The 24,595-nt window shown below is 67.6% G+C and carries 23 protein-coding genes and 2 tRNA genes; 9 read left to right on the forward strand and 16 right to left on the reverse strand.

Translation table 11 applies throughout. The features are described from left to right. Window positions 1–126: 126 nt before the first annotated feature. Genes P8934_RS12750 through sdhC form a run of 4 tightly spaced genes read right to left on the reverse strand, consistent with a single transcriptional unit; the run spans window position 127 to window position 3,344 of the window. On the reverse strand, window positions 127–837 hold the full coding sequence (locus tag P8934_RS12750; protein WP_106230153.1) for a succinate dehydrogenase iron-sulfur subunit: 711 nt from the start codon (window positions 835–837) through the stop codon (window positions 127–129). Between the two features lie 12 nt (window positions 838–849). Next, window positions 850–2,622 carry a succinate dehydrogenase flavoprotein subunit gene (gene sdhA, locus P8934_RS12755; RefSeq protein ID WP_278031375.1) on the reverse strand — a complete coding sequence of 591 codons (1,773 nt, stop codon included), beginning with the start codon at window positions 2,620–2,622 and terminating at the stop codon, window positions 850–852. A 3-nt stretch (window positions 2,623–2,625) separates the two neighbouring features. Further along, complete coding sequence (gene sdhD / locus P8934_RS12760; RefSeq protein WP_106230151.1) at window positions 2,626–2,973, reverse strand: succinate dehydrogenase, hydrophobic membrane anchor protein; 348 nt, start codon at window positions 2,971–2,973, stop codon at window positions 2,626–2,628. Next, a complete protein-coding gene (sdhC, locus tag P8934_RS12765) occupies window positions 2,967–3,344 on the reverse strand; it encodes a succinate dehydrogenase, cytochrome b556 subunit (protein WP_208108449.1) in 378 nt (125 codons plus the stop codon). The genes sdhD and sdhC overlap by 7 nt, the downstream gene beginning before the upstream one ends. Before the next feature lie 445 nt (window positions 3,345–3,789). Between sdhC and gltA the strand changes: the two genes are divergently transcribed. Continuing rightward, on the forward strand, window positions 3,790–5,076 hold the full coding sequence (gene gltA, locus P8934_RS12770) for a citrate synthase (RefSeq protein ID WP_278031376.1): 1,287 nt from the start codon (window positions 3,790–3,792) through the stop codon (window positions 5,074–5,076). Window positions 5,077–5,614: 538 nt separating this feature from the next. On the opposite strand, the gene P8934_RS12775 is transcribed toward gltA, so the two are convergent. The 3 genes from P8934_RS12775 to gltX form a co-directional block, all read right to left on the reverse strand. Further along, window positions 5,615–5,690, reverse strand: a tRNA-Glu gene (locus P8934_RS12775). Between the two features lie 23 nt (window positions 5,691–5,713). Continuing rightward, window positions 5,714–5,789: transfer RNA gene (locus tag P8934_RS12780), tRNA-Ala, on the reverse strand. 58 nt (window positions 5,790–5,847) lie between these two features. After that, window positions 5,848–7,329 (reverse strand): glutamate--tRNA ligase, encoded by a 1,482-nt coding sequence (gltX, locus tag P8934_RS12785; protein ID WP_278031377.1) that lies wholly within the window; start codon window positions 7,327–7,329, stop codon window positions 5,848–5,850. A 159-nt stretch (window positions 7,330–7,488) separates the two neighbouring features. Here gltX and P8934_RS12790 point away from each other — a divergent pair, with 159 nt between their 5' ends. Then, window positions 7,489–8,229: an SDR family NAD(P)-dependent oxidoreductase gene (locus P8934_RS12790; RefSeq protein WP_278031378.1), complete on the forward strand. Its 741-nt coding sequence runs from the start codon at window positions 7,489–7,491 to the stop codon at window positions 8,227–8,229. 121 nt (window positions 8,230–8,350) lie between these two features. Next, window positions 8,351–8,938, forward strand: a complete 588-nt coding sequence (locus P8934_RS12795; protein WP_278031379.1) for a helix-turn-helix transcriptional regulator — start codon at window positions 8,351–8,353, stop codon at window positions 8,936–8,938. A 4-nt stretch (window positions 8,939–8,942) separates the two neighbouring features. Here the strand turns inward: P8934_RS12795 and P8934_RS12800 are convergent, their stop codons facing one another. The 3 genes from P8934_RS12800 to P8934_RS12810 form a co-directional block, all read right to left on the reverse strand. Then, on the reverse strand, window positions 8,943–9,536 hold the full coding sequence (locus P8934_RS12800) for a hypothetical protein (protein ID WP_278031380.1): 594 nt from the start codon (window positions 9,534–9,536) through the stop codon (window positions 8,943–8,945). Window positions 9,537–9,600: 64 nt separating this feature from the next. Next, window positions 9,601–9,924: a TraR/DksA C4-type zinc finger protein gene (locus tag P8934_RS12805; RefSeq protein ID WP_278031381.1), complete on the reverse strand. Its 324-nt coding sequence runs from the start codon at window positions 9,922–9,924 to the stop codon at window positions 9,601–9,603. A gap of 167 nt (window positions 9,925–10,091) precedes the next feature. After that, window positions 10,092–10,331, reverse strand: coding sequence for a hypothetical protein (locus P8934_RS12810; protein ID WP_278031382.1), 240 nt, complete (start codon window positions 10,329–10,331; stop codon window positions 10,092–10,094). A gap of 281 nt (window positions 10,332–10,612) precedes the next feature. Between P8934_RS12810 and P8934_RS12815 the strand changes: the two genes are divergently transcribed. Then, on the forward strand, window positions 10,613–10,816 hold the full coding sequence (locus P8934_RS12815) for a cold-shock protein (RefSeq protein ID WP_089714596.1): 204 nt from the start codon (window positions 10,613–10,615) through the stop codon (window positions 10,814–10,816). 122 nt (window positions 10,817–10,938) lie between these two features. On the opposite strand, the gene P8934_RS12820 is transcribed toward P8934_RS12815, so the two are convergent. Next, on the reverse strand, window positions 10,939–11,601 hold the full coding sequence (locus tag P8934_RS12820) for an SOS response-associated peptidase (RefSeq protein WP_278031383.1): 663 nt from the start codon (window positions 11,599–11,601) through the stop codon (window positions 10,939–10,941). A gap of 158 nt (window positions 11,602–11,759) precedes the next feature. Here P8934_RS12820 and dusA point away from each other — a divergent pair, with 158 nt between their 5' ends. Beyond that, a complete protein-coding gene (gene dusA / locus P8934_RS12825; protein WP_278031384.1) occupies window positions 11,760–12,755 on the forward strand; it encodes a tRNA dihydrouridine(20/20a) synthase DusA in 996 nt (331 codons plus the stop codon). Window positions 12,756–12,820: 65 nt separating this feature from the next. Here the strand turns inward: dusA and P8934_RS12830 are convergent, their stop codons facing one another. Further along, entirely contained in the window at window positions 12,821–13,852 is a 1,032-nt protein-coding gene (locus P8934_RS12830; RefSeq protein ID WP_278031385.1) for a succinylglutamate desuccinylase/aspartoacylase family protein, read from the reverse strand. 179 nt (window positions 13,853–14,031) lie between these two features. On the opposite strand from P8934_RS12830, the gene P8934_RS12835 reads away from it, so the two are divergent. Further along, a complete protein-coding gene (locus P8934_RS12835) occupies window positions 14,032–14,655 on the forward strand; it encodes a TetR family transcriptional regulator (RefSeq protein ID WP_133635202.1) in 624 nt (207 codons plus the stop codon). Here the strand turns inward: P8934_RS12835 and P8934_RS12840 are convergent. From P8934_RS12840 to P8934_RS12855, 4 genes are all read right to left on the reverse strand, one after another. Next, entirely contained in the window at window positions 14,647–15,339 is a 693-nt protein-coding gene (locus tag P8934_RS12840; protein ID WP_278031386.1) for a hypothetical protein, read from the reverse strand. The genes P8934_RS12835 and P8934_RS12840 overlap by 9 nt on opposite strands. A gap of 215 nt (window positions 15,340–15,554) precedes the next feature. Continuing rightward, on the reverse strand, window positions 15,555–18,737 hold the full coding sequence (locus P8934_RS12845; RefSeq protein ID WP_278031387.1) for an efflux RND transporter permease subunit: 3,183 nt from the start codon (window positions 18,735–18,737) through the stop codon (window positions 15,555–15,557). Beyond that, a complete protein-coding gene (locus P8934_RS12850) occupies window positions 18,734–19,993 on the reverse strand; it encodes an efflux RND transporter periplasmic adaptor subunit (RefSeq protein WP_278031388.1) in 1,260 nt (419 codons plus the stop codon). Before P8934_RS12850 ends, P8934_RS12845 begins: the two co-directional genes overlap by 4 nt. A gap of 87 nt (window positions 19,994–20,080) precedes the next feature. Beyond that, complete coding sequence (locus P8934_RS12855) at window positions 20,081–21,517, reverse strand: TolC family outer membrane protein (RefSeq protein WP_278031389.1); 1,437 nt, start codon at window positions 21,515–21,517, stop codon at window positions 20,081–20,083. Between the two features lie 161 nt (window positions 21,518–21,678). On the opposite strand from P8934_RS12855, the gene P8934_RS12860 reads away from it, so the two are divergent. The 3 genes from P8934_RS12860 (at window position 21,679) to P8934_RS12870 (ending at window position 24,595) form a co-directional block, all read left to right on the forward strand. Further along, window positions 21,679–22,602 carry an alpha/beta hydrolase gene (locus tag P8934_RS12860; RefSeq protein ID WP_278031390.1) on the forward strand — a complete coding sequence of 308 codons (924 nt, stop codon included), beginning with the start codon at window positions 21,679–21,681 and terminating at the stop codon, window positions 22,600–22,602. Window positions 22,603–22,667: 65 nt separating this feature from the next. Next, window positions 22,668–23,792 (forward strand): ABC transporter permease, encoded by a 1,125-nt coding sequence (locus P8934_RS12865; RefSeq protein ID WP_278031391.1) that lies wholly within the window; start codon window positions 22,668–22,670, stop codon window positions 23,790–23,792. Continuing rightward, a complete protein-coding gene (locus P8934_RS12870) occupies window positions 23,786–24,595 on the forward strand; it encodes an ATP-binding cassette domain-containing protein (protein ID WP_278034038.1) in 810 nt (269 codons plus the stop codon). The genes P8934_RS12865 and P8934_RS12870 overlap by 7 nt, the downstream gene beginning before the upstream one ends.

Here is a 24,595-nt window from a genome sequence, read left to right on the forward strand (position 1 = left end):
ATTCCATGGTCAAGAGCCGGTGCCCAGGGCACCGGCTCTATGCATCATGCTCCGCACCGGACTCGGCTGCGACCTCTCGCCGCAGCCCGAGAGCGGTGGACATGATAACAAGCTGGACGCCACGATTTAAGTGGCATTGGCCAGCAGCATCTCGCGGATCTTGCCGATCGCCCGCGTCGGGTTGAGCCCCTTGGGGCAGACCGCAACGCAGTTCATGATCCCGCGGCAGCGGAACACCGAGAACGGGTCCTCGAGCTCGGCCAGGCGGTCGCGGGTGGCCGTGTCACGGGAGTCGGCGAGGAACCGGTAGGACTGCAGCAGACCGGCCGGGCCGACGAACTTGTCCGGGTTCCACCAGAACGACGGGCAGGAGGTCGAGCAGCAGGCACACAGGATGCACTCGTAGAGGCCGTCGAGCTTGTCGCGCTCCTCCGGCGACTGCAGGCGCTCGATGGCCGGCGCCGGCTCGTCGTTCTGCAGGTAGGGCTGGATGCGCTCGTACTGCTGGTAGAACAGCCCCATGTCGACCACCAGGTCACGGATCACCGGCAGGCCCGGCAGCGGGCGCAGGGTCAGCTTGTTGCCCTTGACCACCTCGGAGAGCGGGGTGATGCAGGCCAGGCCGTTCTTGCCGTTCATGTTCATGCCATCGGACCCGCACACGCCCTCGCGGCAGCTGCGGCGATAGGCCAGGCCGTTGTCCTGCTCCTTGGCCAGGTGCAGGACGTCGAGCACCATCAGGTCGCGGCCCTGGGTGTCGACCTGGAACTCCTGCATGTAGGGCGCGGAGTCGGTTTCCGGGTTGTAGCGGTACAGGGATACCTGAAGCTTGGACATCGTGACTCCCCCTTAGTAGGTGCGGACTTTCGGCTCGAACATGTCGACGGTCTTGGGTGCGAAGTTCACATCGCGCTTGCCCAGTCGCTTCTCGGCCGGGAAGTAGAGCGAGTGCTTCAGCCAGTTGACGTCGTCGCGGTCCGGGTAGTCGTAGCGGGAGTGGGCGCCGCGGCTCTCCTTGCGCTCCAGGGCCGCGATGGCGGTGGCCTCGGCCACTTCCATCAGGTTGTCCAGCTCCAGCGCCTCGACGCGCGCGGTGTTGAAGGTGTTGGACTTGTCCGGCAGGTAGGCGTTGGCGATCCGGCCGCGCAGCTCCTCGAGGCGCTTGACGCCCTCGACCATGTTCTTCTCCTCGCGGAATACGCCGAAGGAGGTCTGCATGATGTCCTGCAGCTCGCGCTTGAGCTCGGGCACGGTCTCGCCGCCCTCGGACTCGTTCCAGCGGGTGATGCGCTTCATGGCGGACTCGACGTCGGACGCGGAAGCGTCGAGGTACTCGATGCCCTCGTTGAGCGCGCCCTCGATGAACATGCCGGCCGCACGCCCGAACACCACCAGGTCGAGCAGCGAGTTGCCGCCCAGGCGGTTGGCGCCGTGGACCGACACGCAGGCCGCCTCGCCGCAGGCGAACAGGCCGTTGACGATCTGGTCGTTGCCGTCGGCGTCCTGCATGATCGCCTGGCCGTGCACGTTGGTCGGGATCCCGCCCATCATGTAGTGGCAGGTCGGGACGACCGGGATCGGCTCCTTGGCCGGATCCACGTGGGCGAAGGTCTTGGACAGCTCGACGATGCCGGGCAGGCGCTTGCCGAGGACTTCCTCGCCCAGGTGATCCAGCTTGAGGAAGACGTGGTCGCCCTTCTCGCCGCAGCCGCGGCCCTCGAGGATCTCCATGACCATGGAGCGCGCGACCACGTCGCGGCCCGCCAGGTCCTTGGCGTTGGGGGCATAGCGCTCCATGAAGCGCTCGCCGTCCTTGTTGATCAGGTAGCCACCCTCGCCGCGGCAGCCCTCGGTCACCAGGGTGCCCGCGCCGTAGATGCCGGTGGGGTGGAACTGCCACATCTCCATGTCCTGCATCGGGAAGCCGGCGCGCAGCGCCATGCCGATGCCGTCACCGGTGTTGATCAGGGCATTGGTGGTGGAGGCGAAGATGCGGCCCGCACCGCCGGTGGCCATGACGGTGGCCTTGGACTTCACATGCACCACTTCGCCGGTCTCGATATCCATGGCGATGCAGCCCACCACGTCGCCGTTGGCGTTCTTGACCAGGTCGACGGCGTACCACTCGTTGAGGAAGGTGGTGTTGTTCTTCAGGTTGTTCTGATAGAGCGTGTGCAGCAGGGCGTGGCCGGTACGGTCGGCGGCGGCACAGGTCCGCGCCGCCTGGCCGCCCTTGCCGAAGTCCTTGGACTGGCCGCCGAACGGGCGCTGGTAGATGCGGCCGTTGTCGAAGCGGGAGAACGGCAGGCCCATGTGCTCGAGCTCGAACACCGCCTTGGGGCCCTCGGAGCACATGTACTCGGAGGCGTCCTGGTCGGCGATGTAGTCGCCGCCCTTGACGGTGTCGTACATGTGCCAGCGCCAGTCGTCGTTGGGGTCCGCGGAGGCGATGGCGCAGGTGATGCCGCCCTGGGCGGAGACGGTGTGCGAACGGGTCGGGAAGACCTTGGACAGGACGGCGGTCTTCTTGCCGGACTTGGCCAGTTCCAGGGCGGCCCGCAGGCCGGCACCGCCACCGCCGATGATGATGGCGTCAAAAGACAGGCTACGCATGGTGGACATGAATCAGGCTCCCCACAGAACGGTGATGCCCCAGACCAGGAACACGAAGATGGCCAGGATGATGATGAGCTGGACGGCGACGCGAACGCCGGTCGACTTGAGGTAGTCGGTGGTCACGGTCCACAGGCCGACCCAGGCGTGGGCCGCCAGGGAGATGAAGGCCAGCAGCGAGAAGATGCGCATCCAGGTCGCGGAGAAGAGGCCGCTCCAGGCCGCGTAGTCCAGGCCGGGGCTGAGCAGCAGGAAGCCGACGATGAAGAGAGTGTAGAGCGCCAGGATGACGGCGGAGACGCGCTGGAGCAGCCAGTCGGAGAGACCGCTGCGCCCGAGATTCGTGATGTTGGTTACCATACCCAGACTCCAGCCAGAATGATCAGGACCACGCTCACCACCACGGTGATCTGCGCCTTCTTGACGCCCCCCTCGAGGGTCACGCCGATATCCATGTCCATCAGCAGGTGCTTGATGCCGGCCACGAAGTGGAAGGCCAGGGCCGACAGCAGCCCCCAGGCAATCAGCTTGGCCAGGAAGTTGTGGGCCAGGGCGTCACTCACGGCGGCGAAGCCGGCCGGCGAGGAGAGCGACGTGTCGAGCGCCCAGAAGGCGAAGATCAGGCCGATGAAGAGGATGACGCCGGTGATGCGGTGAGCGATCGACGTCAGGGCGGGAAGGGGGAACTGTATCGTGGACAGATCCAGATTTACGGGTCGTTTGCTATTCACGGCTCTACACACTCTCTTGGCCCGCTGTTCGGTCGTCGGACAAGGCCCGAGCGGGCGGTGGTTTCGGGAAGGGACACGATCGTGGCCGAGTTGGACACGACCACCGGTTCCTGCCAGTCGCGCGCTGAGATTATAGGGACATCGCCCTGTCATGACAAATGGACACAGAGCGTACTCGACCATGGTGGAAGGCCGATTTCTCGGCGCTGGCGGCGTCTAGCCGGGCATCCGGAGACGTTGACCGGGCCCGTGGCGCACCGCCATGGTGCGGAGCACCATTTCCTATACAAAAACCATCCATTTAACATGCTAATGTACAATACTGGCCGCCCAATGGTGGAATTGACAATCGCTGGCACGCTTCTATAGTGGGCGAACCTTTTCGCCGGCACCATCAGCGGAATAACGACTTATCGTCCCACCATGAACTCGAGAGGAGGCCAGCATGGCTGACAGGAAAGCGACATTGACGGTAGACGGTCTGGAAAAGCCGATCGACCTGCCGATCTACTCCGGCACCCTGGGCCCCGACGTCATCGACGTCCGCGGCCTCGGTGCTGAAGGCCTCTTCACCTACGACCCCGGCTTCATGGCGACCTCCTCCTGCCAGTCCGCGATCACCTATATCGACGGCGGCAAGGGGGTGCTGCTGCATCGCGGCTACCCGATCGACCAGCTGGCGAAGGAGTCCAACTTCGTCGAGCTCTGCTACCTGCTGATGTTCGGCGAGCTACCCGACGATGCCCAGTACGCCGACTTCGAGTCGCGGATCAGCAACCACACCATGGTCCATGACCAGATCAACAACTTCTTCAAGGGATTCCGCCGCGACGCCCACCCGATGTCGATCCTGTGCGGCGTGGTCGGAGGTCTGGCCGCCTTCTACCACGACCACCTGGACATCAGCATCCAGGAGGACCGCGAGATCAGCGCCATCCGCCTGATCGCCAAGATGCCGACCATCGCCGCGATGTCCTACAAGTACAACATCGGCCAGCCGTTCAACTACCCGCGCAACGACCTGAACTATGCAGAGAACTTCCTCTACATGATGTTCAGCAATCCCTGCGAGGAGTATCGGATCAACCCGGTCTACGCCAAGGCCATGGACCGCATCTTCATGCTGCATGCGGACCATGAGCAGAACGCCTCCACCTCCACGGTGCGACTGGCAGGCTCCACCGGCGCCAACCCCTTCGCCTGCATCAGCGCCGGCATCGCGGCCCTGTGGGGTCCGGCCCACGGCGGCGCCAACGAGGCGGTGCTGAACATGCTCGACGAGATCGGCGACGACTCCGAGGAGAACATCCAGCGCTTCGTCGACAAGGCCAAGGACAAGGACGACCCGTTCAAGCTGATGGGCTTCGGCCACCGGGTCTATCGCAACTTCGACCCGCGCGCCAAGGTGATGAAGGAGACCTGCGACGAGGTGCTGGCCGAGCTGGGCCTCGCCGACGACCCGCAGCTGAAGATCGCCAAGCGCCTGGAGCAGATCGCCCTGGAGGACGAGTACTTCATCGAGCGCAAGCTCTACCCGAACGTCGACTTCTACTCCGGCATCATCCTCAAGGCCATGGGCATCCCCAAGAACATGTTCACGGTGATCTTCGCCGTGTCCCGCACCATCGGCTGGATCTCCCACTGGAACGAGATGCTCAGCGACAGCTACAAGATCGGTCGTCCGCGCCAGCTCTACACCGGTCACGCCCAGCGCGACTATCCGGCCAAGTAAGCCGTCACGGCGGCGCACCCCCGCCGACACCACCAGGAAGGCCGCCCTCGGGCGGCCTTCCGCGTTGGGGGGCACGGTGGGCCACGGAGGCCGCCCGGCGGCTCCTTAGCGGCTTAGTACCGAAGCACTAGAATCGTCCTCTATTCAGGTTGACTTTATTACGCCAACGCCCTCCCCTCCGGCGCCAACCGTTTTCCACACATTCTGTGGATAAGCCTGTTCAAAACCTCTCGAAAAGGTCGCAGAATCGCCATGAGAAGCGGGGCCGGCTCAGATTGGTCAATTTTTGACCTATCTTAAGCTGCTGAAATTAAAGGAATAAATTGGGAGGCCAGCAACCATGCGGGTTCGCGGCGAGACTGTGCACAGGTCGACCCGAGAGGCGCGGGAAAGTGGACAAGTCAAGGGGATTGTCAAGCCGATATCGCCCCGGATGGCAGGGCCGCAGCGGCGGGCCAAGCGGACGAGACAAATCGCCGGGCGAACGAACTGGCCGGCTGATAATGAAAAAGCATGAGGAAGGTAGAACGGTAGAAGGTGGCGTCCCATAGGGGGTTCGAACCCCTGTTACCGCCGTGAAAGGGCGGTGTCCTGGACCACTAGACGAATGGGACGCAGCATCCTCGATGCAAGATGTTGGTGGAGCCTAGCGGGATCGAACCGCTGACCTCGACACTGCCAGTGTCGCGCTCTCCCAGCTGAGCTAAGGCCCCGTATCTCTTGAGGACGGGGCGTATGTTACTGATAAGCCCCGCCTTCGTCAACAGGATATCAAGCGAGCTCGCGAAATTCCTTCTCGAAGCGCTTGGCCTGCTTCTTGGAGACGCCGCCCAGCACCTCGATGGCGTGGCGCAGGCGCGCCCGGGTCATGTCGGAGCCCAGGATCGCCATGGCATCCATTACCGAGGTGCTCGAACTGGAGCCGGTGATGGCGATGAACACCGGGGCCAGGAAGGCCTTCATCTTCAGCTCGAAGTGGCCGGCCAGCGTCTTGACCTCCTCGAGCAGCGCCGCCTTGTGCCAGGCCGGTACGCCCTCGAAGCGCCACACCAGGAACTGCAGCAGCTTGAGCAGCTCCTCGCGGGAGAGCTTGACCTCGTCGAAGCTCTCCTCCTCGATGGCCGGCAGCCCCGAGAAGAAGTGGCCCGCCAGGGGCACCACCTGGGAGAGCGTCTCCACCCGCGGGCGCACCTGGGGCAGGATCTGGCTGACATACTCCTCGTTGAAGGCCCACTCCATCAGCGCCTTGAGGAAGGCCCTGTCGTCGAGCTCCTCGCGGATGTAGACGCCGTTCAGCCAGGTCAGTTTCTCCAGGTCGAACACCGGGCCGCCCAGCGACACGCGCTGGACATCGAAGTGGCTCATCATCTCGTCGAGGCTGAACTTCTCGCGCTCGTCGGGCATCGACCAGCCCATGCGCCCCAGGTAGTTGATCACCGCCTGGGGCAGGAAGCCCATGCGCCGGTAGTAGTTGATGGAGGTCGGGTTCTTGCGCTTGGAGAGCTTGGACTTGTCGGGATTGCGCAGCAGCGGCATGTGGCAGAGCTGCGGCATCTCCCAGCCCAGGTACTCGTAGAGCAGCTGGTGCTTGGGCGCCGAGTTGATCCACTCCTCGCCGCGCAGCACGTGAGTGATGCCCATCAGGTGGTCGTCCACCACGTTGGCCAGGTGGTAGGTGGGCATGCCGTCCGACTTGAGCAGGATCTGGGCATCCACCTGGGCCCAGTCGACCTCGATCACGCCGCGCAGCATGTCGTCGATCACGCAGCTGCCGGTGGCGGGCACCTTCATGCGCACCACGTAAGGCCAGCCCTCCTTCTCGCGACGCGCCTGCTCCTCGGCGGGCAGGGCGAGGTCGGAAGGCTTGAGGGCCAGGTGCATGCCGGCGGCCTTGCGCGCCTCGCGCAGCTCGTCGAGCTCCTCGCTGGTGCGGTAGCACCTGAAGGCATGCCCGGCCTCGACCAGCTGGCGGGCGTATTCCCCGTAGATGTCGCCGCGCTCGCTCTGGCGATAGGGGCCATGGGGGCCACCCACGTCGGGGCCCTCGTCCCACTCCAGCCCCAGCCAGCGCAGCGAATCGAGGATCATCTGCTCGGACTCGGGGGTCGAGCGCACCCGGTCGGTGTCCTCGATGCGCAGGATGAACTGGCCGCCGTGCTGGCGGGCGAAGCAGAGGTTGAACAGGGCGATATAGGCGGTGCCCACATGGGGGTCGCCGGTGGGTGACGGCGCGATACGAGTACGTACGGTCATGTCGTCCTTGGTCCTGTCGATGGTGTGGGGCTTGCCCTGCCGGGCGGGCGAATGCCCCGCATTATACGCACCTGGCCGGCGCCGGGCAGCCGTGGCCGGGAATCATTCCCCCGCCGCGTGGTCCATGCTTGAGCCCGAAATCCCGACGCAAGGATCCCCATGCTCTCGCGACTCCCTGATGGCTTCACGGCCCTGGTCACCGGCGCCTCCGGCGGCATCGGCCGCGCCGTGGTCGATACCCTGCTGGAAAGCGACCGCCCCGGCAGGGTGGTCGGCGTCAGTCGCGCCGGTCACTCGCACCCCGACCCGCGCTTCGAATCCCTCGCCCTGGACGTCAGCGAGCCGGAGGGCCTCGCGGCCCTGGCGCAGGCCCTGGATGCCACCCCGCTGCACCTGGTGTTCAATGCCATCGGCATGCTGCACGACGAGCGGTTCGGTATCGGCCCCGAGAAGAAGCTCGACGACCTGGACGCCGAGGCCATGAGCCGGCTCTACCATGTCAATGCGGTCACCCCGGCACTGCTGCTCAAGGCCCTGCAGCCCGGCCTCAAGGGTCGCCATCCGGCGCTGGTCGCGAGCCTCTCGGCCCGGGTCGGCTCCATCGGCGACAACCGGCTGGGCGGCTGGTACGCCTACCGGGCCAGCAAGGCCGCCCACAACATGCTGATGAAGACCGCGGCCGTGGAGCTGCGCCGCCTCAACCCCCGGATCTGCGTCGCCTGCCTGCACCCCGGCACCACCGATACCGCGCTGTCGAAACCCTTCCAGGCGCGGGTCCCGGCGAACAAGCTGTTCACGGCAGGGTTCGTGGCCGAGCGGCTGCTGGCGGTACTGGACGATTGCGACCCCGAGCAGAGCGGGGCCTTCCTCGACTGGGCCGGCGATCCCGTGGCGTGGTGACCCCGCATGACGCATGCCGGCCCGGCCGGGATTAGGGCAGAATTAACGTTGATGCGTGTTCTTGCACGCCAGGAATCGATCGCAGAAGATCGCCCAACCCATTTCCCCACAGGACGCTGCAATGGATACACTCGGTCCTCGGATCAAGGAACTTCGGCTGGAGGCCAAGCTCAACAAGGCGGCCCTGGCACGCCGGGTCGGGGTGTCCGATGTGACCATTTCCTACTGGGAATCCGGTGCCATCCGGCAGATCGGCCACGAGCGGCTGGTAGCCCTGGCCCAGGCCCTGAACTGCCCGCTGTCGCGGCTGCTCGAGGAAACGGGCACCCAGGCCGCACCGCTCTACCTGCGCAACCGCCCGCCCCTGCCCTGGCAGGACGGCCGCCAGAAGGGCATCGACCTGCCTATCGAGATGGTGCCCGGCCAGCGCTGGGACGGCGACTGCCACCTGGTCACCCCCGCCCCGGGGGAGCGCTTCGACTTCCTCGCCGCCGGGGACCTGGTCGCCATCGCCCCCAGCGACATCTTCCGCCAGCCCGGGCTCTACCTCATCGACGACGACGGCACCCTGGCCATCCGCCGGGTCGAGCAGGGCCCCACCGGGGAGTTGCTGTTCCATCGCGAGAGCAGCGACGAGGCCATGCCCTGGACCCCGGCCTGCCGCCTGATCGGCAAGCTGGTGGCCCACTGGCGCGTCCAGCCGCTCTGAGGGGTCATTCCACTTCCTGCACCTCGACGTGATCGAGGGTACGGCGCGTCTCGCTGCCCACCAGGAAGCGCTGGCTGTAGCTGGCTACCTGTCCCAGGCCATGGCGTGACTGCTGGACCAGGGGGCCGCTGAGGTGCTCGTTCTCCTCGCCGAGGCGGTCACGCACCGCGCGCGGCTGCACACTGCCCTCCTGAACGTCGACGGTGACGCGATAGCCGCCATCGGGTAGCCCGCTGCCGGGACCGAAGGGGCCGGCCACGAAGCCGCCCTCCTCTACCGACACGCGCTCGCGCCAGCGCACCCCGCTGAGTTCGCGCTCCACGATGACCTGCAGGCGAGTCGCCTCGGGCAGGTTGGTCTCCCCCTCCACCGTCAGGCGCCGGTCGCTGCCCAGGCGGGAGGAGAGGTCGATCATCACCGGCTGGTCGAAGGGAGGCACCTCGGGGGCCTCGGGCGTCGCCTCCGGCGGCGACTCGCGGGTCTCGGCGGCGGTGGTCGTCTCCTCGGGCTCGGACGCCGTCTCCTCCTCGCCACCGCTGCAGCCGGCCAGCCACACCAGCAGCAGGCTGGCCCCCATTGCTCGATACCACGCCGTCATGCACGCCTCCCGCCACGTCGATGAGAGGCCAGACTACCATCATTCCCGGCCACGGCGCCTGCGCTCAGCGCAGCTCGGCACAGTCGCGACAGAGCGTGGTGTAGGGCAAGGCCGCCAACCGGCGAGCGTCGATAGGCTCGCCACACTGCTCGCAACGATCGCCCTCGCCGTCGCCGATACGCTTGAGCGCATGCATCACCTGGCGAAGCTCGTCCTCGGCCTCCTGCTGCAGGGCCTCGATCACGTCATCGTTCTGCAGCTCGATGGACTGGTCCTCCATGTCCTTGTCCAGCGGACCGCCCCGCTGCTCCTTGTGGGCCTTGTAGCGGTCGAACCGGTCGACCAGCTCGTCGCGCAGCGCTTCCAGTTCCTGCTTCCGATCCGCCATGACGTCGCCTCCTGTGATGGCCGGCAGTGCCGAGGGGGCACCACCCTGCTTCCTTCTAGATAGCACATCGCGCCCTGCCCCACGGTGATGGAGGTCACGCCATCGCTCCCATGCCGCGGCGAGCCCGCAATGCGCGCCAGGGCATTCCCGATGCGCTGGACCTGGGCTCAGGCCATGCCCAGGGCATCATAGCCCTCCTGGGTCAGGGAGATGCGCTCGGGCTCGTCGCTGCCCCGGGTGCGGTCGACGGTGAGCAGCCCCCTGGCCTCCAGGGTGTCGATGTCCTCCAGCACCTCCTCCAGCAGGCTGTCCTCGCCCGGGTGGCCAAAGGGCGAGGACAGCGCCCCGCCGTGCTGGAGCACGCGGGCCAGCAGCTCCATCTGGTGTTCGGTGAGATCGCCGCTCATGGTCTGCTTCTCCTGTTGGGGATGGATATCGGTCAGTATGGACGAGGAACGCCAGTCGGCCTTCCCCTCCTGCCATGTCGGGATGAAGGCGACGCCACACAAGGCATTGACGCCAGCCTCCAACCGTGACACTGTGTGCGCAGTTGGTAAGCAAGATGCATATTGTCAGTAGTAGTCGAATCCTTTCGGTTGTCTGGTTATATCCCCTTGTTTGACCCACTAGCACTCGGGGCAATACCCGGTAATTCGTAAAGAGCGCATAGCGCGAAAGGAGACACAACATGTCTACTGGCACAGTCAAGTGGTTCAACGACGCAAAAGGCTTCGGCTTCATCACCCCGACCGACGGTGGCGATGACCTCTTCGCCCACTTCTCCGAAATCAAGGCAGACGGCTTCAAGTCCCTCCAGGACGGCCAGCAGGTCTCCTTCGATGTGGTTCAGGGCAAGAAAGGCCTGCAGGCTTCGAACATCGAAGTCATCTGATCGCCGATCAGACAGACCTATCGCGTCGCAAGACGCCGAGCACCAAGGCCCGCCGATGCGGGCCTTGGTGTTTCTGCGTGTCTAGTTTTCCCGCATCGGCGACGAAGAGCGACGCCCTCTTCTCACTCAGGGGCAGGTTCCAGCAGCTCGGCACCCTCATTCGCCGGCCGGCTCACCCGCGTGCTCACCGGCCAGTGGGTGAGCCTCCCGGCGGGCAGGTGATGCACCCGCTGGCGCAGCGTCTCGCGCTCGGTCAGCTGCGGATCGAGCCAGGGCGCGAGGCTCTGCTCGTCCAGGGCCAGCGGCATGCGCTCGTGGATCTCGCGTGCCACGCCCCGGGCCGGCTCGGTCAGGATCGCGCAGCCCGGCCTGCCGTCAGGCCGCTCGCTCCAGATGCCTGCCAGCCAGAGCGGCTCGCGATCCTCGCGACACAGGAAGTACGGCTGCTTCTTGCCGCCCAGCGGCCGCCACTCGTACCAGCCATCCGCCGGCACCAGGCAGCGATAATGGGCGAAGGCCCCCTTGAAATAGCGTGACGTGGCCACCTTCTCGACGGTGGCGTTGATCGGCTCGGGTGCCGCCTTCTTCGCCCAGTGCGGCCGATAGCCCCACCACGCCTCGTCCATCACCAGGGGCGCCTCATCGCCACGATGTCGCACCACGGTGATCCAGGTCCCCGGCGCCACGTTGTATCGCGGCGTCACCTCCCCGCCCTGCTCCAGCGGCAGGAGCAGGGCCCGGGAGAGCCTGGGGTAGGAGCTATAGAGCGCGAAACGTCCGCACATGCCTCACCACGCCAGCGACAACTGCCACTGTAGATCTGGATCTTCCCGGGAAATACCGGGGCTTTGCGACGGCAGTGCCTGCCGGCCTCCGAGTTGGCCAGAAATTGACCCGTACTGGTAGAATAGCCGCCTTCCCGACCCACACCCCCGTGATGCCGATGCCCCAGCTCGACCGTACCTTCTCCGTGGCCCCCATGATGGACTGGACGACCCGCGACTACCGCGCGTTCGCCCGGACCCTGACCCGGCGCGCCCTGCTCTATACCGAGATGGTGACTACCGGCGCTATCCTGCACGGCAGTCCGCGCAGCCGATTCCTGGGCCATGACGACGTCGAGCATCCGCTCGCCCTGCAGCTGGGCGGCAGCGACGCCGGTGAACTCGCCGAGTGCGCGGCCATCGCCGAGGCGTGGGGCTATGACGAGGTCAACCTCAACGTCGGCTGCCCCAGCGACCGGGTGCAGAACAACCTGATCGGCGCCTGCCTGATGGGCCACCCGGAGAAGGTGGCCACCGCCGTGCGCGCCATGCGCGAGGCGGTGTCGATCCCGGTGACGGTCAAGTGCCGCATCGGCATCGACGACCAGGACGAGGACGCCGACCTCGAGCGCTTCATCGCCACCGTGGCGCAGGCCGGCTGCGACACCTTCATCGTGCACGCGCGCAAGGCGTGGCTCGAGGGGCTCTCCCCCAGGGAGAACCGCGATATCCCGCCGCTCAACTACGGTCGCGTCCATCGGCTCAAGGCGAGCCATCCCGAGCTGCATATCGGCCTCAACGGCGGCCTGAAGACCCTCGATGCCTGCCGGGAACAGCTCGATCTCGTGGACAGCGTGATGGTCGGCCGCGAGGCCTACCAGAACCCCTGGCTGCTGGCCGGCGTCGACGAGGCCCTCTACGGCGTGACGGGCCCGGCCGGGAGCCGCCACGCGGCGGCCCGCGCGCTGCGCCCCTATATCGCCCGCCGCCTCGATGAGGGCGCCAAGCTCAATCACGTCACCCGCCACCTGCTGGGGCTCTTCCAGGGCCAGCCGGGGGGGCGCAAGTTCCGCCGCCACCTCTCCGAGCACGCCCACCGCGAGGGCGCGAGCCTGACGGTCTTCGATGACGCCCTGGGCCTGGTCCCCGCGCGCGAGGCCGCCGCCGTGGCCTGAGGCCGAAGGATATCGAAACGCACACGGCGCCGAGAAATCGGCGCCGTGTGCGTTTCGGGCACGGCTCAGTAGAGCGCGTCGGGGGGCGGCTCCAGGCTGGAGTGGAAGTCCTCGATGGCACTCTCGGCCTCCTCGATGGCGTCGAAGCGGGCGATATGGAAGAGCGCCTCGCCCTCGTTGGCCAGCGGCAGCCGGCTCATGCCGATCACGATGCCATCGGCCACCGAGCGTACCTCGCCCTCGGCGTTGCCGAAGGGGTCCGCCACGCGCCCCAGCAGCTCGCCCCGGGCCACCCGGGCCCCGAGCCGCACCTGGGGGCGCAGGATGCCGTCGATGGGCGCCCGCGCCCAGCTCGAGCCGTTGGCCACCTCCGCGGCCGGCACCGGGCGACGGCGATGCTCCCCGGTCAGCATGCCCAGCCGGCGCATCACCCGCAGCACGCCCCGCACCCCGGGAGTGATCGCCCACTGGTCGAAGCGCAGCGCCTCGCCGGCCTCATAGGTCAGTACCGGGATGCCGCGGTTCTGCGCGTAGTGGCGCAGGCTGCCCTCGCGCAGCTCGGCGTTGAGGATCACCGGCGCCCCGAAGGCGTTGGCCATGCGCTCGGTCTCGCCCCCGGGCGTCAGCTGGGCGCGGATCTGCGGCAGGTTGGTGCGATGGATGGCGCCGGTGTGCAGGTCGATGATGTGGGTGGCGTGGTCGACGATCTGCTCGCGGAACAGCGCCGCCACTCGCCCGCCCAGCGAGCCCGACTCACTGCCCGGGAAGCAACGGTTGAGGTCGCGGCGGTCCGGCAGGTAGCGGCTGTGCTGCACGAAGCCGAAGACGTTGACGATGGGCACGGCGATCAGGGTGCCGCGCAGCCCCTGGAGCTGCTTCGAGCGCAGCAGGCGGCGCACGATCTCCACGCCGTTGATCTCGTCGCCGTGGATCCCGCCACAGACCAGCAGCACCGGCCCGGACTGGCGACCGTGCACCACCTCCACGGGAATGTAGAGCGGGGCATGGGTATAGAGGCGCGCCACCGGCACGTCGATCTGGGTCCGTGAGCCCGCCGCCACGCGGGTACCGGCGAGTTCGAAGGGGGCACGGGCCATGGGCGCTCCTTGCGTCATGAAACGGTGTTTTTCATGGCTTCCTTATACGCCTCTGCCGCATCGATGACGAGCCCGACCGGCGTGATGGGCATGCCGCTATCCATACAATGGTGTATGTAAATGACGAGGCGACTCGGGTAGAATAGGACCATCACCAGAACGCTGGAGAGCCTGCTTACATGGCCAGACGCACCAAGGCCGAGGCCGCCGCTACCCGGGAAGCCCTGCTGGACGCCGCCGAGGAGGTCTTCCTCGAGAAGGGCGTGGCACGCACCTCCCTGGAACAGATCGCCCGTCATGCCGACATGACCCGCGGCGCCATCTACTGGCACTTCCGCAACAAGGCCGACCTCTTCCAGGCCATGCTGCAGCGCGTGCGCATGCCCTTCCAGGAACTGGTGGAGGAGATCGGCGACCCCAGCGTCACCGAGCGTCCCCTCGAGGCGATCCGCCTGGCCTGCCTCAAGGGCTTCGAGCGCCTCGAGCAGCCCCGCTACCGGCGCGTGCATGCCATCCTCATCCATCACTGCGAGGTCTTCGGCGATATCGACCCGCTGGCCATGCAGAACGAGATGGCCGAGGAGGCGTGCGGCGCGCTGATCGACTACTGCGGCTGTGCGGCGCGCCTGGGCCACCTGCGCCCGGGGCTCGACCCCGGGGTGGCCGGCGAGCTGCTGCAGGCGATGCTCGGCGGGCTCTTCCACGACTGGCTGCGCAACCACGAGCGGTTCTCGATCCTCGAGCGCGGCACCCTGCTGCTGGACACCCAGCTGGAACTGATGCGCGCCCCGGCGTCAGGATGAGGCCGCGGCACCACCCCGCCCCTGGCCGCCGCGTCCCTGGCGCAGGCGCAGCCGGCTGAGGTGGGCCCGAGCCTCGCGATACTCGACCTCCGGCACGCTGCGGTAGGCGTCCTCCCCGGCGACATACTTGACCAGCACCCGACGCTCGCCGACCTGCGGCAGGTTGCCGGGCTTGCCGTGCAGGCGCACCGGCCATGCCGGGTCGTCGACCAGCACCGCCGCGGCCCGGCCTTCGGCATCCGCTTCATCCCTCACCTCCACCTTCTCGCCGAGCAGGCAGCGCCGTTGCTGCGGGGCATGGCGATGGAACCAGCGATGCAGGCCATGGCACAGCCCTGCGGCCAGCGGCGAGGCGAGCGCGAAGGCCCCCCACAGCACCGCCACCCCGACCGGGATACGGAACAGCCCCAGCGGCAGCCAGCGCAGCACGGCAAGCTCCACCCCCAGGGTGATCGCCCCCGCCAGCACCAGCAGCACCGTCAGCGCGAAGGAGGCCGGCACCCCGGCAAAACCCAGCGCCACCAGGGTGCTGGCCAGGTGGTCGCCCTTGAGGCTGTCGTGCTCGAAGCACTCCACCGGCGCCAGGCGCAGCGCCACCAGCAGCCAGTAGAGGGCGGCGAGGGCCAGCAGCGCGCTGAACACCACCACCGGGAAGCTCAGGGCAATCTGGCGTACGGTTTCCATGGGGCACCTCCCGGCAATACTTAGCCAACGAATGAGTCTCTTGCCTCAGCGTAGACCATCGGGGCAAGGGATTGGACAGCATATCCCTGATGGGGGTCATGGACCGCCCGCAAGCGCCCCGACCGGCCCTTGATAAGGAAAGGGGCGCCCCGGTGGGGGCGCCCCTTCTGTGGCGTACCGGTCATGGGGCCAGCGCCAGGCGCTGGCCCCGGGCCTCAGGGCTGGCTGGCGCCTGCCGACCGGCGATGCTCGGCGCCACCTCCCAGCACCCTGCGCCGCAGCCAGTCGGAGACCGCCGCGATCATGGCGTAGAAGCTCGGCACGAAGAAGCTGCCCAGCACCGCCACCGTGGCCATGCCCACCGCCACCGTGGTGCCGATATGGTGGCTGCTGGTGTCGCTCGCCCCGGTGGCCAGCGCCAGCGGCAGGGTGCCGAAGATGAATGCCAGCGAGGTCATCACGATGGGCCTGAAGCGCAGCCGGGCCGCGGTGATGGCCGCCTCGCGGATCGTCTTGCCCTGCTCCTTGCGCTGCAGCTCAGCGAACTCGACGATCAGGATGGCGTTCTTGGCCGCCAGCCCCACGACTACCAGCATGCCGATCTCCACGTAGACGCTGGTGTCGAGCCCACGCAGCACGATGCCGCCGATGCCGCCGAGGAAGGCGAACGGGGTCGCGGTGAGTACCGCCAGCGGCAGCGACCAGCTCTCGTACTGGGCCGCCAGGATCAGGAACACCATCAGCAGGCCGAAGACGATGGCCAGGGTGGCGGTGCTGCCCATCTGGGTCTCCTGGTAGGCGGTGCCGGTCCAGCCCATGCCCCAGTCGTCGCCCAGGGTCTCCTGGACGATCTCCTCCATGGCCGCCACCGCCTGGCCGGAACTGTAGCCCGGTGCCGGGCCGCCCTGGAACTGGGCGCCCAGGTAGACCCCGAAGCGCGACACCACCGCCGGCTTGGCCTGGCGCTCGAGGGTCACGAACTCGGAGAGCGGGATCCGCTCGCCGTTGCCGCCACGCACGTAGACGTTGTTGATGTCGTCCGGGGTCCGGCGGAACTCGTCCTCGTTCTGCAGGTAGACCTGGAAGTTGCGGTTCTGGTAGCTGAAGTAGTTGACGAAGCCGTTGCCGAAGGTGTTCGACAGGGTGGCGTTGAGGTCCTGCAGCGCCACGCCGTAGCTGAGCGCCTTCTGCTGGTCGATCTCGGCCCGGTAGCCCGGCACGTTGACGTTGAAGGTGGTGAACACCCGCTGCAGGGCCGGGTGCTCGCCCGCCGCCTGCATCACCTGCACCGAGGCCTGGAAGAGCTCCTGGGGGGAGGCACCCTCGAAGGACTGCAGGTAGCCGGTGAAGCCGCCGGTGGTGGAGAGCCCCATGATCGGCGGCATGTTGAAGGCCATGGCCGAGCCGCCAGGCACCTGGGCGCCCAGTTGCATCACCTGCCCCACCAGCCCCTCGGCGGTGAGCTCGCGCTCCGCCCAGGGCGCCATGTTGATGAACATGACGCCCCGCGCGGTGTTCACCGCGCTGGAGAGGATGTCGTAGCCGGCGACCGCCGCCACGTAGCTGACCCCCGGGATCTCCTCGATACGCGAGCTCAGCTCGCCCATGTAGTCCTGGGTGCGCGCCAGGGAGGCGGAGTCCGGCAGCTGCACGCTGGCCAGCACGATGCCCTGGTCGGTCTCCGGCACCAGGGTCGAGGGCGTGGTCTGGTAGAGCCACCAGGAGCCGCCGATCACCAGGGCGGTGAGCAGCAGCGCCAGGCCCCAGAAGCGCACCAGCACCTTGACCACCCACATGTAGACGGCGGTGATGGCGGCGAAGAGCCGATCGAAGAGGCGCAGCGGGGTATGGATCGCCCGCGCCAGCTTCGACTCGCCCATCGGCGCCTTGTGCTTGATGAAGATCGCCGACAGGGCCGGGGTGAAGGTCAGCGCCATCAGCGCCGAGAAGGCCACCGAGATCGCCACGGTCAGCGCGAACTGCTGGTAGATCTGGCCGGTGAAGCCGCCCAGGAAGGCCACCGGCACGAACACCGCGGCCATGATCAGCGAGGTGGCGATGACCGGGCCGCCCACCTCCTTCATGGCGCGGATGGTGGCCTGGGTGACGGTGATCTCCTCGTCCTCGCTGAGCACCCGCTCGACGTTCTCCACCACCAGGATGGCGTCATCCACCACGATGCCGATCGAGAGCACCAGGGCGAACAGCGTCAGCAGGTTGATGGAGAAGCCGAACATGTAGAAACCGGCAAAGGTGGCCAGCACCGAGACCGGCACCACCGACATGGCGATCACCGTGAAGCGCCAGTTCTGCAGGAAGATGAACAGGATCACGCCGACGATCAGGAAGGCCTCGATGAACACCTTGGTCACGGTGCTGACGGAGGCATCGATGAACAGGGTGGTGTCGTAGGGCACCACCTGCTCGAGGCCGGGCGGGAAACGCCCCTCCAGCTCGGCCATGGTCGCCTTGACCGCCTCGGCCGTCTCCAGGGCGTTGGCCCCCGGCTGCTGGTTGATGATGATTGGCGACATGGCGGCGCCGTTCAGACGGGCATCCACGCCGTAGAAGGAGGCACCCAGCTCGATGCGCGCCACGTCCTGCAAGCGCAGCGAGGAGCCATCCGGGTTGGTGCGCAGGAAGATCTCTCGGAAGTCGTCGACGTCGCTGAGCCGCCCGCCCGCGGTGATGGTGTAGCTGAAGGCCCGCGGCTCGCTCTGAGGCGTGGCCGCCAGGTTGCCCGCCGGCACCTCGGTGTTCTGGGCACGGATGGCCGCGGCCACCTCGGTGGGGGTCAGGTCGTACTGGGCCAGCTTGTCCGGGTCCATCCAGATGCGCATGGCGAACTCGCCGCCACCCAGCACCTCGGCATTGCCGACGCCGGGGACCTGGCGCAGCTCGTCGAGGATGTTGAGGGTGGCGTAGTTCTGCATGTAGGTGCGGTCGTAGTCACCCTCCGGCGAGATCAGCGCCACCAGCATCAGGATCGAGCTGGATTGCAGCTCCACGGTGACGCCCTGGGCCTGCACCGCCTCGGGCAGCTGCGACAGCGCCCCCTGCACGCGGTTATTGACGTTGATGGTGTTGATGTCGCCGTCGGTGCCGATGTTGAAGGCCACGTTTAGGCTCATGGTGCCGTTGTCGGCGCTGGTCGAGGTCATGTAGAGCATGTCCTCGACGCCGTTGATCGCCTCGGCCAGGGGGGCCGCCACCGTCTGGGCCACCGTCTCGGCATCGGCGCCGGGGAACTGGGCGCGAACCGAGACCGTGGGCGGCACCACGCTGGGATACTGCTCGACCGGCAGGACCCGCATGCTCATCACCCCGATGAGCGTCAGGATGATCGCCAGCACCGTGGCGAAGATCGGCCGCTTGATGAAGAAGTTGGAGAAGCTCATGAGGCGTCGTCCTCGCCCGCCTCGCCTTCCTGCTCACCGGCAGGCGGCGTGCCGGCCTCCTGCGGCATCTCCTCGTCGGCTTCCTGCTCGGCCTGCTCGACGATCTCGCCGGCCTCGCCATCGAAGGGCTGGGGGTCGATGGCCGTCCCCGGCTCGATGCCGGAGGGGTCGCCGACCACCACCCGCTCGCCGACCTCCAGGCCGCCGCGGATGATCTGCCAGGGACCCGCCACTTCGCCCAGCTCCACGGTGCGGGCCCGGGCCACGCTCTCCTCGTCGAGCACGAACACCTGGGGACCCATCAGGCCCTGGCCGATGGCAATCTCGGGCACCGCCAGAACGTCGAAACGTTTCAGCCCCTCGAGGCTCACACGGGCAAACTGACCGGGCAGCACCTGTGCCCCCGGATTGGGAAAGGTCGCACTGGCCTGCACCGTGCTGGTATCCCGGTCGACGCGCGAGCCCAGGAAATCCAGGCGCCCTTCCAGATCGGCATCTTCGCTGCCGGATACCCCGGGGGTCTGAAGGCGCGTGATGATCGACGTGATCTGCTGGTCATCCAGCTGGCGGCGAAGCGCGAAGGCATCCTGCTGGGGCAGCTGGAAGCGCACCTCCAGGGGATCCAGCGGGGTGATGGTGGCGAGTTCGGTGCCGCTGCTCACCAGGTTGCCGATGTTGACCTGGCTGAGGCTGATCATTCCGGACACGGGCGCGGTGACCTCCGCATAGCCCAGATCGATCCGCGCGCTGGCGAGTGCCGCCTCTGCCTGGGCGACACCGGCCTGGGCGACGCCCAGCTCGGCCCGCGCCTGGTCATACTGCTGGCGGCTCACCGAGTTCTGGCTCAGCAGCCGCTCGAAGCGGTCGGCATCGCGCTGGGCCCGGGCGAGCTCTGCGCGGGCACTCTGCAGGTCGGCCTCGCGCTGGTTGACCGCGGCCTGGTAGACGTCCGGCTCGATGCTGTAGAGCGTCTGTCCCTGCTCCACCAGCTGACCGGGCTCGAAGTGACGCTGCTCGAGGAAGCCAGTGACGCGGGCCACCAGGGTGACCTCGTTGTCGCTGCGCAGCAGCGACGGGTAGGACTTCTCCAGGGGAATGTCCTGACGGGCGATGGCCGTCACTTCCACCGGGTGCGGCGGCCGCTCCTGGTTGCCGGCGGCCTGCTGGGGGGCGTCGTCCTGGCCACAGGCGGCCAGCAACAGGCCCGCGGCCAGGACGAGCAGGGTCGTCCGGCCGTGTCGGAAGAGCTTTTTCATGGTGTCGGTCGTTCCCGTTGGCGTCGTCAGAGATGGACGAATCTTACATTCATGCTTGTATGGATGTAAATGTTAGCCCGCTACCCATCACTCCCGGGGACGTGGCGGCTCACCGATCTGCATGGCCGCATCGGTCGGATCGCGCTCTTCGGGCAGGGTGAAGGAGACGCTGCCGCCGTCCAGCCAGGCGTTGACCTCCTCCACCGCCGGCACGTCCAGGGTGCCCGACTGCTGGCGCAGGCTGAGCAGGTTGATCACGTAGTCGTAGCGGGCACTGGCATGGTCGGCGACGGCGTTGTAGAGGTTCTGCTCGGCATTGAGCACATCGACGATGTTGCGGGTGCCCACCTCGTAGCCGGCTCGGGTGGCGTCCAGGGCGCTCTGGTTGGAGACGATGGCCTGGGCGCGGGCCTCAACGGTGGAAACGTCGTTGCTGAGCTGGGTGAACCGAGAGCGTACCTGCTGCACGGTATCTCGGCGCTGGGCCTCGAAGTCGTACTGGCTGGCCTCCAGCCGGTAGGTGTTCTGGCGGATGCTCGCCTGGGTCCGGCCGCCGGTAAAGAGCGGCAGGGTGGCGCGCAGGCCGACCTGGCTGGCGGAGTTGTGGCCCTCCACGCCGTCGCGATCGTCATCGGCATAGTTGTAGTTGGCGAAGGCGTTGACCGTCGGCAGGCGCTGGGCGCGGGCGATCTCGACGCTCGAGCGCGAGACCTCGACGCCGGCCTCGCTGGCCAGCACCAGGGGGTTGTTCTCCATGGCCAGCTCGACCCAGTGGCCACGGTCGTCCGGAGTGGGCGGCTGGATGGGCACCTCTTCCCCCAGCGCATCGATGCTGGAATAGCGCTGGCCGGTCAGGCGCTCCAGGACCTCGAAACGCACCTGCAGGTCGCTCTCGGCGGCAATGCGCACCGCCCGGGCCTGGTCGAAGGCCGCCTTGGCCTCCTCCACCTCGGTGATGGCAATCAGCCCCACCTCGAACTGCTCGCGGGCCTGTTCCAGCTGGCGGCCGATGGCCCGCTCCTGGGCGCGCCGCGCTTCCAGCACCTCGTAGGCCCGCAGGATCTCGAAGTAGGCCGCGGAGACGTCGATCAGCACCTGCTGCTCGGTGGCAGCCAGCTGGTAGGTCTGCTGGTCGATCTGGCGCTCGGCCTGCTCGACCTCGCGCGAGTTGCGGGCATCGAACAGTGCCTGGGTGGCCTCCAGCGTCAGGCCGGCGCTGTTGTAGTTGTCGTCACCGCCGCCCGTGCCTCCTGTCGGAAAACCGCCTGTCTGTGTCTGGGATTCATACTGACGGTTATGAGATACGTTCGCCGAGGTATTGACCTGGGGCAGCAGGTCAGCACGCTCCACGTCCCGCCCAGCCTCGACGCTGCCGGTCTGTGACCGGGCGGAGGCCAGCTCGGCATTGTTCTCCAGCGCGTCCCGGGTGATGGTCAACAGGTCGGCCGCCTGCAGGGGCGCGGCGAAGGCCGATGCGATCAGTGCCGGCAGCAGGGCACGACGAAGGGTGCGGTGACGGGTCATCGGGTCATCCTCGGTTTCTGGTCAGACAGTTTTACATACATTGTCGCATGTTTCGGTGATGAATCCACTGCCGTGCCGGCGGCAAATGTGGATCCTTGCCGAAAGTTCAGAGAAATTCCGCTATGCTGCCATGCAGCATAGCCCACTGAGGGAGAACGCCCATGGACGCTCTGGAACTCGTCAGGGTGAGGGAGCTGGAGGTCGCCGTGCGCATCTGGCACCCCGAAGCACCGCGCACCGTCATCGCCTGGCACGGCCTGGCCCGCCACGGCGGGGACTTCGAGGACTTCGCCCGCGTGCTGGGCCCCGGCTGGCGGGTCCTGGCCCCGGACACGCCAGGACGCGGCCTGTCGAGCTGGTCGCTCTACCCCGCCCACGACTACCTCTACGCCCACTACATGAAGGTAGCAGTGGCGGTGCTCGACCACTTCGAGCTCGCGCAGGTGCCCTGGGTGGGCACCTCCATGGGCGGACTGATCGGCATGCTGATGGCCGCCGAGCCCGAGACGGCATCGCGCATCGAGCGGCTGGTGCTCAACGACGTGGGCCCGGAACTCGACCCCGAGGGCCTGGCGAGCCTGGCCAGCTACTTCGGGGCGCCCCACCGCTTCTGCCGCTTCGGCGAGCTCGAGGCCGAGCTCAGGCGTCACTACACGGGCTTCGGCATTGAGGGCGACGATGCCTGGCGACGCCTCGCCCTGGGCAGCGCCCGGCGCCTGCCGGACGGCAGCTGGACCTACCACTACGATCCGCGCATCGGCGAGCAATTCGTCCACGATACCCCCCGCGACACCTGGGCCGACTGGGCGGCGATCCGCTGCCCGCTGATGGTCGTACGTGGCGTGGACTCGCCGCTGCTCAAGGCCGAGAGCGTGACCCGCATGGCCGAGGCGCAGCCCGGCCTGGTCAGCCTCGAGGTGCCTGGCTGCGGCCATGCGCCGATGCTCGACCGGAGAAGCCAGGTCCGCCCCATCGCCGACTTCCTCGACCGGCCACGCCGGCGCGTGTTGCCGGGCGCCGTCGGCGGCGCCCTGGCCTGGTGGCAGCGGGGGCTGCGCTGGCTGAAGGGGGCCGGCGCAGGTTGAGCTAATGTAAAGGCACGCGGGCTGATACCATCGGCCACCATGACGCACCCGAGACGCCATTGCCCATGACCGAGCCGGGCCACATCGACCAGCAGGACGGCCGCCTGGCCATCGCCGGGGACTGGACCCTGGCGCACTACGCGACCCTGAAGCGCCAGGTCGAGCGCCTGGCGAAGGCCCGCGAGCCCTCCCCCGAGGGGGTCGACCTCGAGCGGCTCGCCGCCCTGGATACCGCCGGCGCCGTGCTGCTGATGGAGCTGGTCGGCGCCGGGCCGCTCGCCGCGATCGACGACTGGGCCCCCGACCTGCCGGCGACCCGCCGTGCCCTGCTGCGCACCCTGGGCGAGGCCATGGCCGACAACCGGCCGCCCCCGGCACAACCCGTCCGGCCGCTGAGGGACAGCCTGGCGCGGACCGGCCAGCTCGTCGAGGGGCTCTGGCAGCAACAGCGCCAGCTGCTCGGCTTCATCGGCCAGGTGCTCGCCACCCTCGCCGCCACCGCCTGGCGGCCGGGCCGCTGGCGCCTCACCTCGGTGGTGGCCCAGCTGCACCAGACGGGCCTCAACGCCCTGCCCATCGTCGCCCTGCTGACCTTCCTGGTGGGTGCGGTGGTGGCCTTCCTCGGCGCCACGGTGCTGCGCGACTTCGGCGCCACCATCTACACGGTCAACCTGGTCGCCTTCGCCTTCCTGCGCGAGTTCGGGGTACTGCTCGCCGCCATCCTGCTCGCCGGCCGTACCGCCAGCGCCTTCACGGCCCAGCTTGGTGCCATGAAGGCCAACGAGGAGCTCGACGCCGTGCGCACCCTCGGCCTCGACCCCATCGAGCTGCTGGTGCTGCCGCGAGTGCTGGCGATGATGCTGACCCTGCCGATCCTCACCTTCGTGGGCATGCTCAGCGGCATCCTCGGCGGGGCCCTGGTCTGCCTGCTGGCCCTGGACATCTCGCTCATCCAGTTCCTGGCCATCCTGCAGCGCGACATCCCGCTCGAGCACTTCCTGGTGGGCCTCTCCAAGGCGCCAATTTTCGCCTTCCTGGTCGCGGTGATCGGCTGCCTGGAGGGCTTCAAGGTCAGCGGCAGCGCCCAGTCGGTGGGCGAGCACACCACCTCGAGCGTGGTACAGTCGATCTTCGTGGTGATCCTGCTGGATGCCGTGGCGGCCCTGTTCTTCATGGAGATGGGCTGGTGAGCGCGGCACAGGCCTCGAGGAACGACGCGCCGCTGATCCGGGTCCGCGGGCTGGCCAACCGCTTCGGTGCGCACAGCGTCCACGAGGACCTCGACCTGGACCTCTTTCCGGGCGAGATCCTCGGCGTGGTCGGCGGCTCGGGCACCGGCAAGTCGGTCCTGCTGCGCAGCATCGTCGGCCTGCTGCGGCCCAGCGCCGGGCAGATCGAGGTGTTCGGCGAGGAGCTCCTGGGTCTCTCGGCCGGGGACCGCTCACGCGTGGAGCGCCGCTTCGGGGTGCTCTTCCAGCGCGGGGCGCTCTTCACCTCGCTGACCCTGCAGGAGAATGTCGCCCTGCCGCTGATCGAGCACATCGGACTCTCCCGCGCCGACGCCGAGGCCCTGGCCCGGGTCAAGCTGGCGCTCGCCGGACTGCCCGGGGAGGCCGCGATCAAGTATCCCGCCGAGCTCTCCGGTGGCATGATCAAGCGAGCCGCCCTGGCGCGCGCCCTGGCGCTCGACCCGGAGGTGCTGTTCCTCGACGAGCCGACGGCGGGCCTGGACCCGATCGGCGCGGCGGCCTTCGACCGCCTGATCCTGACCCTGCGCGACGCCCTGGGGCTGAGCGTCTTCCTGGTCACCCACGACCTGGACACCCTCTATACCGCCTGCGACCGGGTGGCCGTGCTGTCGCAAGGCCGGGTGCTGGTCGCCGACCGCCTCGACGTCGTCGCGGCCACCGACGATGACTGGATCCACGACTATTTCCATGGCCCCCGAGGCCGCGCCGCCCATGAGGCGGCCCACCCGGTGGAGGAGCCCTGA

The organism is Halomonas sp. CKK8 (assembly GCF_029625235.1).
GTDB lineage: Bacteria > Pseudomonadota > Gammaproteobacteria > Pseudomonadales > Halomonadaceae > Halomonas > Halomonas ventosae.

Excerpts from the sequence above, each read along its gene's own strand:
- gltX (WP_278031377.1), bottom strand. The coding sequence starts at position 7,329 with ATGACCGTACGTACTCGTATCGCGCCGTCACCCACCGGCGACCCCCAT.
- P8934_RS12795 (WP_278031379.1), top strand. The coding sequence starts at position 8,351 with ATGGATACACTCGGTCCTCGGATCAAGGAACTTCGGCTGGAGGCCAAG.
- P8934_RS12820 (WP_278031383.1), bottom strand. The coding sequence starts at position 11,601 with ATGTGCGGACGTTTCGCGCTCTATAGCTCCTACCCCAGGCTCTCCCGG.
- dusA (WP_278031384.1), top strand. The coding sequence starts at position 11,760 with ATGCCCCAGCTCGACCGTACCTTCTCCGTGGCCCCCATGATGGACTGG.
- P8934_RS12860 (WP_278031390.1), top strand. The coding sequence starts at position 21,679 with ATGGACGCTCTGGAACTCGTCAGGGTGAGGGAGCTGGAGGTCGCCGTG.
- P8934_RS12810 (WP_278031382.1), bottom strand. The coding sequence starts at position 10,331 with ATGAGCGGCGATCTCACCGAACACCAGATGGAGCTGCTGGCCCGCGTG.
- P8934_RS12845 (WP_278031387.1), bottom strand. The coding sequence starts at position 18,737 with ATGAGCTTCTCCAACTTCTTCATCAAGCGGCCGATCTTCGCCACGGTG.
- sdhA (WP_278031375.1), bottom strand. The coding sequence starts at position 2,622 with ATGTCCACCATGCGTAGCCTGTCTTTTGACGCCATCATCATCGGCGGT.
- gltA (WP_278031376.1), top strand. The coding sequence starts at position 3,790 with ATGGCTGACAGGAAAGCGACATTGACGGTAGACGGTCTGGAAAAGCCG.
- P8934_RS12835 (WP_133635202.1), top strand. The coding sequence starts at position 14,032 with ATGGCCAGACGCACCAAGGCCGAGGCCGCCGCTACCCGGGAAGCCCTG.
- P8934_RS12855 (WP_278031389.1), bottom strand. The coding sequence starts at position 21,517 with ATGACCCGTCACCGCACCCTTCGTCGTGCCCTGCTGCCGGCACTGATC.
- P8934_RS12750 (WP_106230153.1), bottom strand. The coding sequence starts at position 837 with ATGTCCAAGCTTCAGGTATCCCTGTACCGCTACAACCCGGAAACCGAC.
- sdhD (WP_106230151.1), bottom strand. The coding sequence starts at position 2,973 with ATGGTAACCAACATCACGAATCTCGGGCGCAGCGGTCTCTCCGACTGG.
- P8934_RS12850 (WP_278031388.1), bottom strand. The coding sequence starts at position 19,993 with ATGAAAAAGCTCTTCCGACACGGCCGGACGACCCTGCTCGTCCTGGCC.
- P8934_RS12800 (WP_278031380.1), bottom strand. The coding sequence starts at position 9,536 with ATGACGGCGTGGTATCGAGCAATGGGGGCCAGCCTGCTGCTGGTGTGG.
- P8934_RS12830 (WP_278031385.1), bottom strand. The coding sequence starts at position 13,852 with ATGGCCCGTGCCCCCTTCGAACTCGCCGGTACCCGCGTGGCGGCGGGC.
- P8934_RS12815 (WP_089714596.1), top strand. The coding sequence starts at position 10,613 with ATGTCTACTGGCACAGTCAAGTGGTTCAACGACGCAAAAGGCTTCGGC.
- P8934_RS12865 (WP_278031391.1), top strand. The coding sequence starts at position 22,668 with ATGACCGAGCCGGGCCACATCGACCAGCAGGACGGCCGCCTGGCCATC.
- P8934_RS12840 (WP_278031386.1), bottom strand. The coding sequence starts at position 15,339 with ATGGAAACCGTACGCCAGATTGCCCTGAGCTTCCCGGTGGTGGTGTTC.
- P8934_RS12805 (WP_278031381.1), bottom strand. The coding sequence starts at position 9,924 with ATGGCGGATCGGAAGCAGGAACTGGAAGCGCTGCGCGACGAGCTGGTC.
- P8934_RS12790 (WP_278031378.1), top strand. The coding sequence starts at position 7,489 with ATGCTCTCGCGACTCCCTGATGGCTTCACGGCCCTGGTCACCGGCGCC.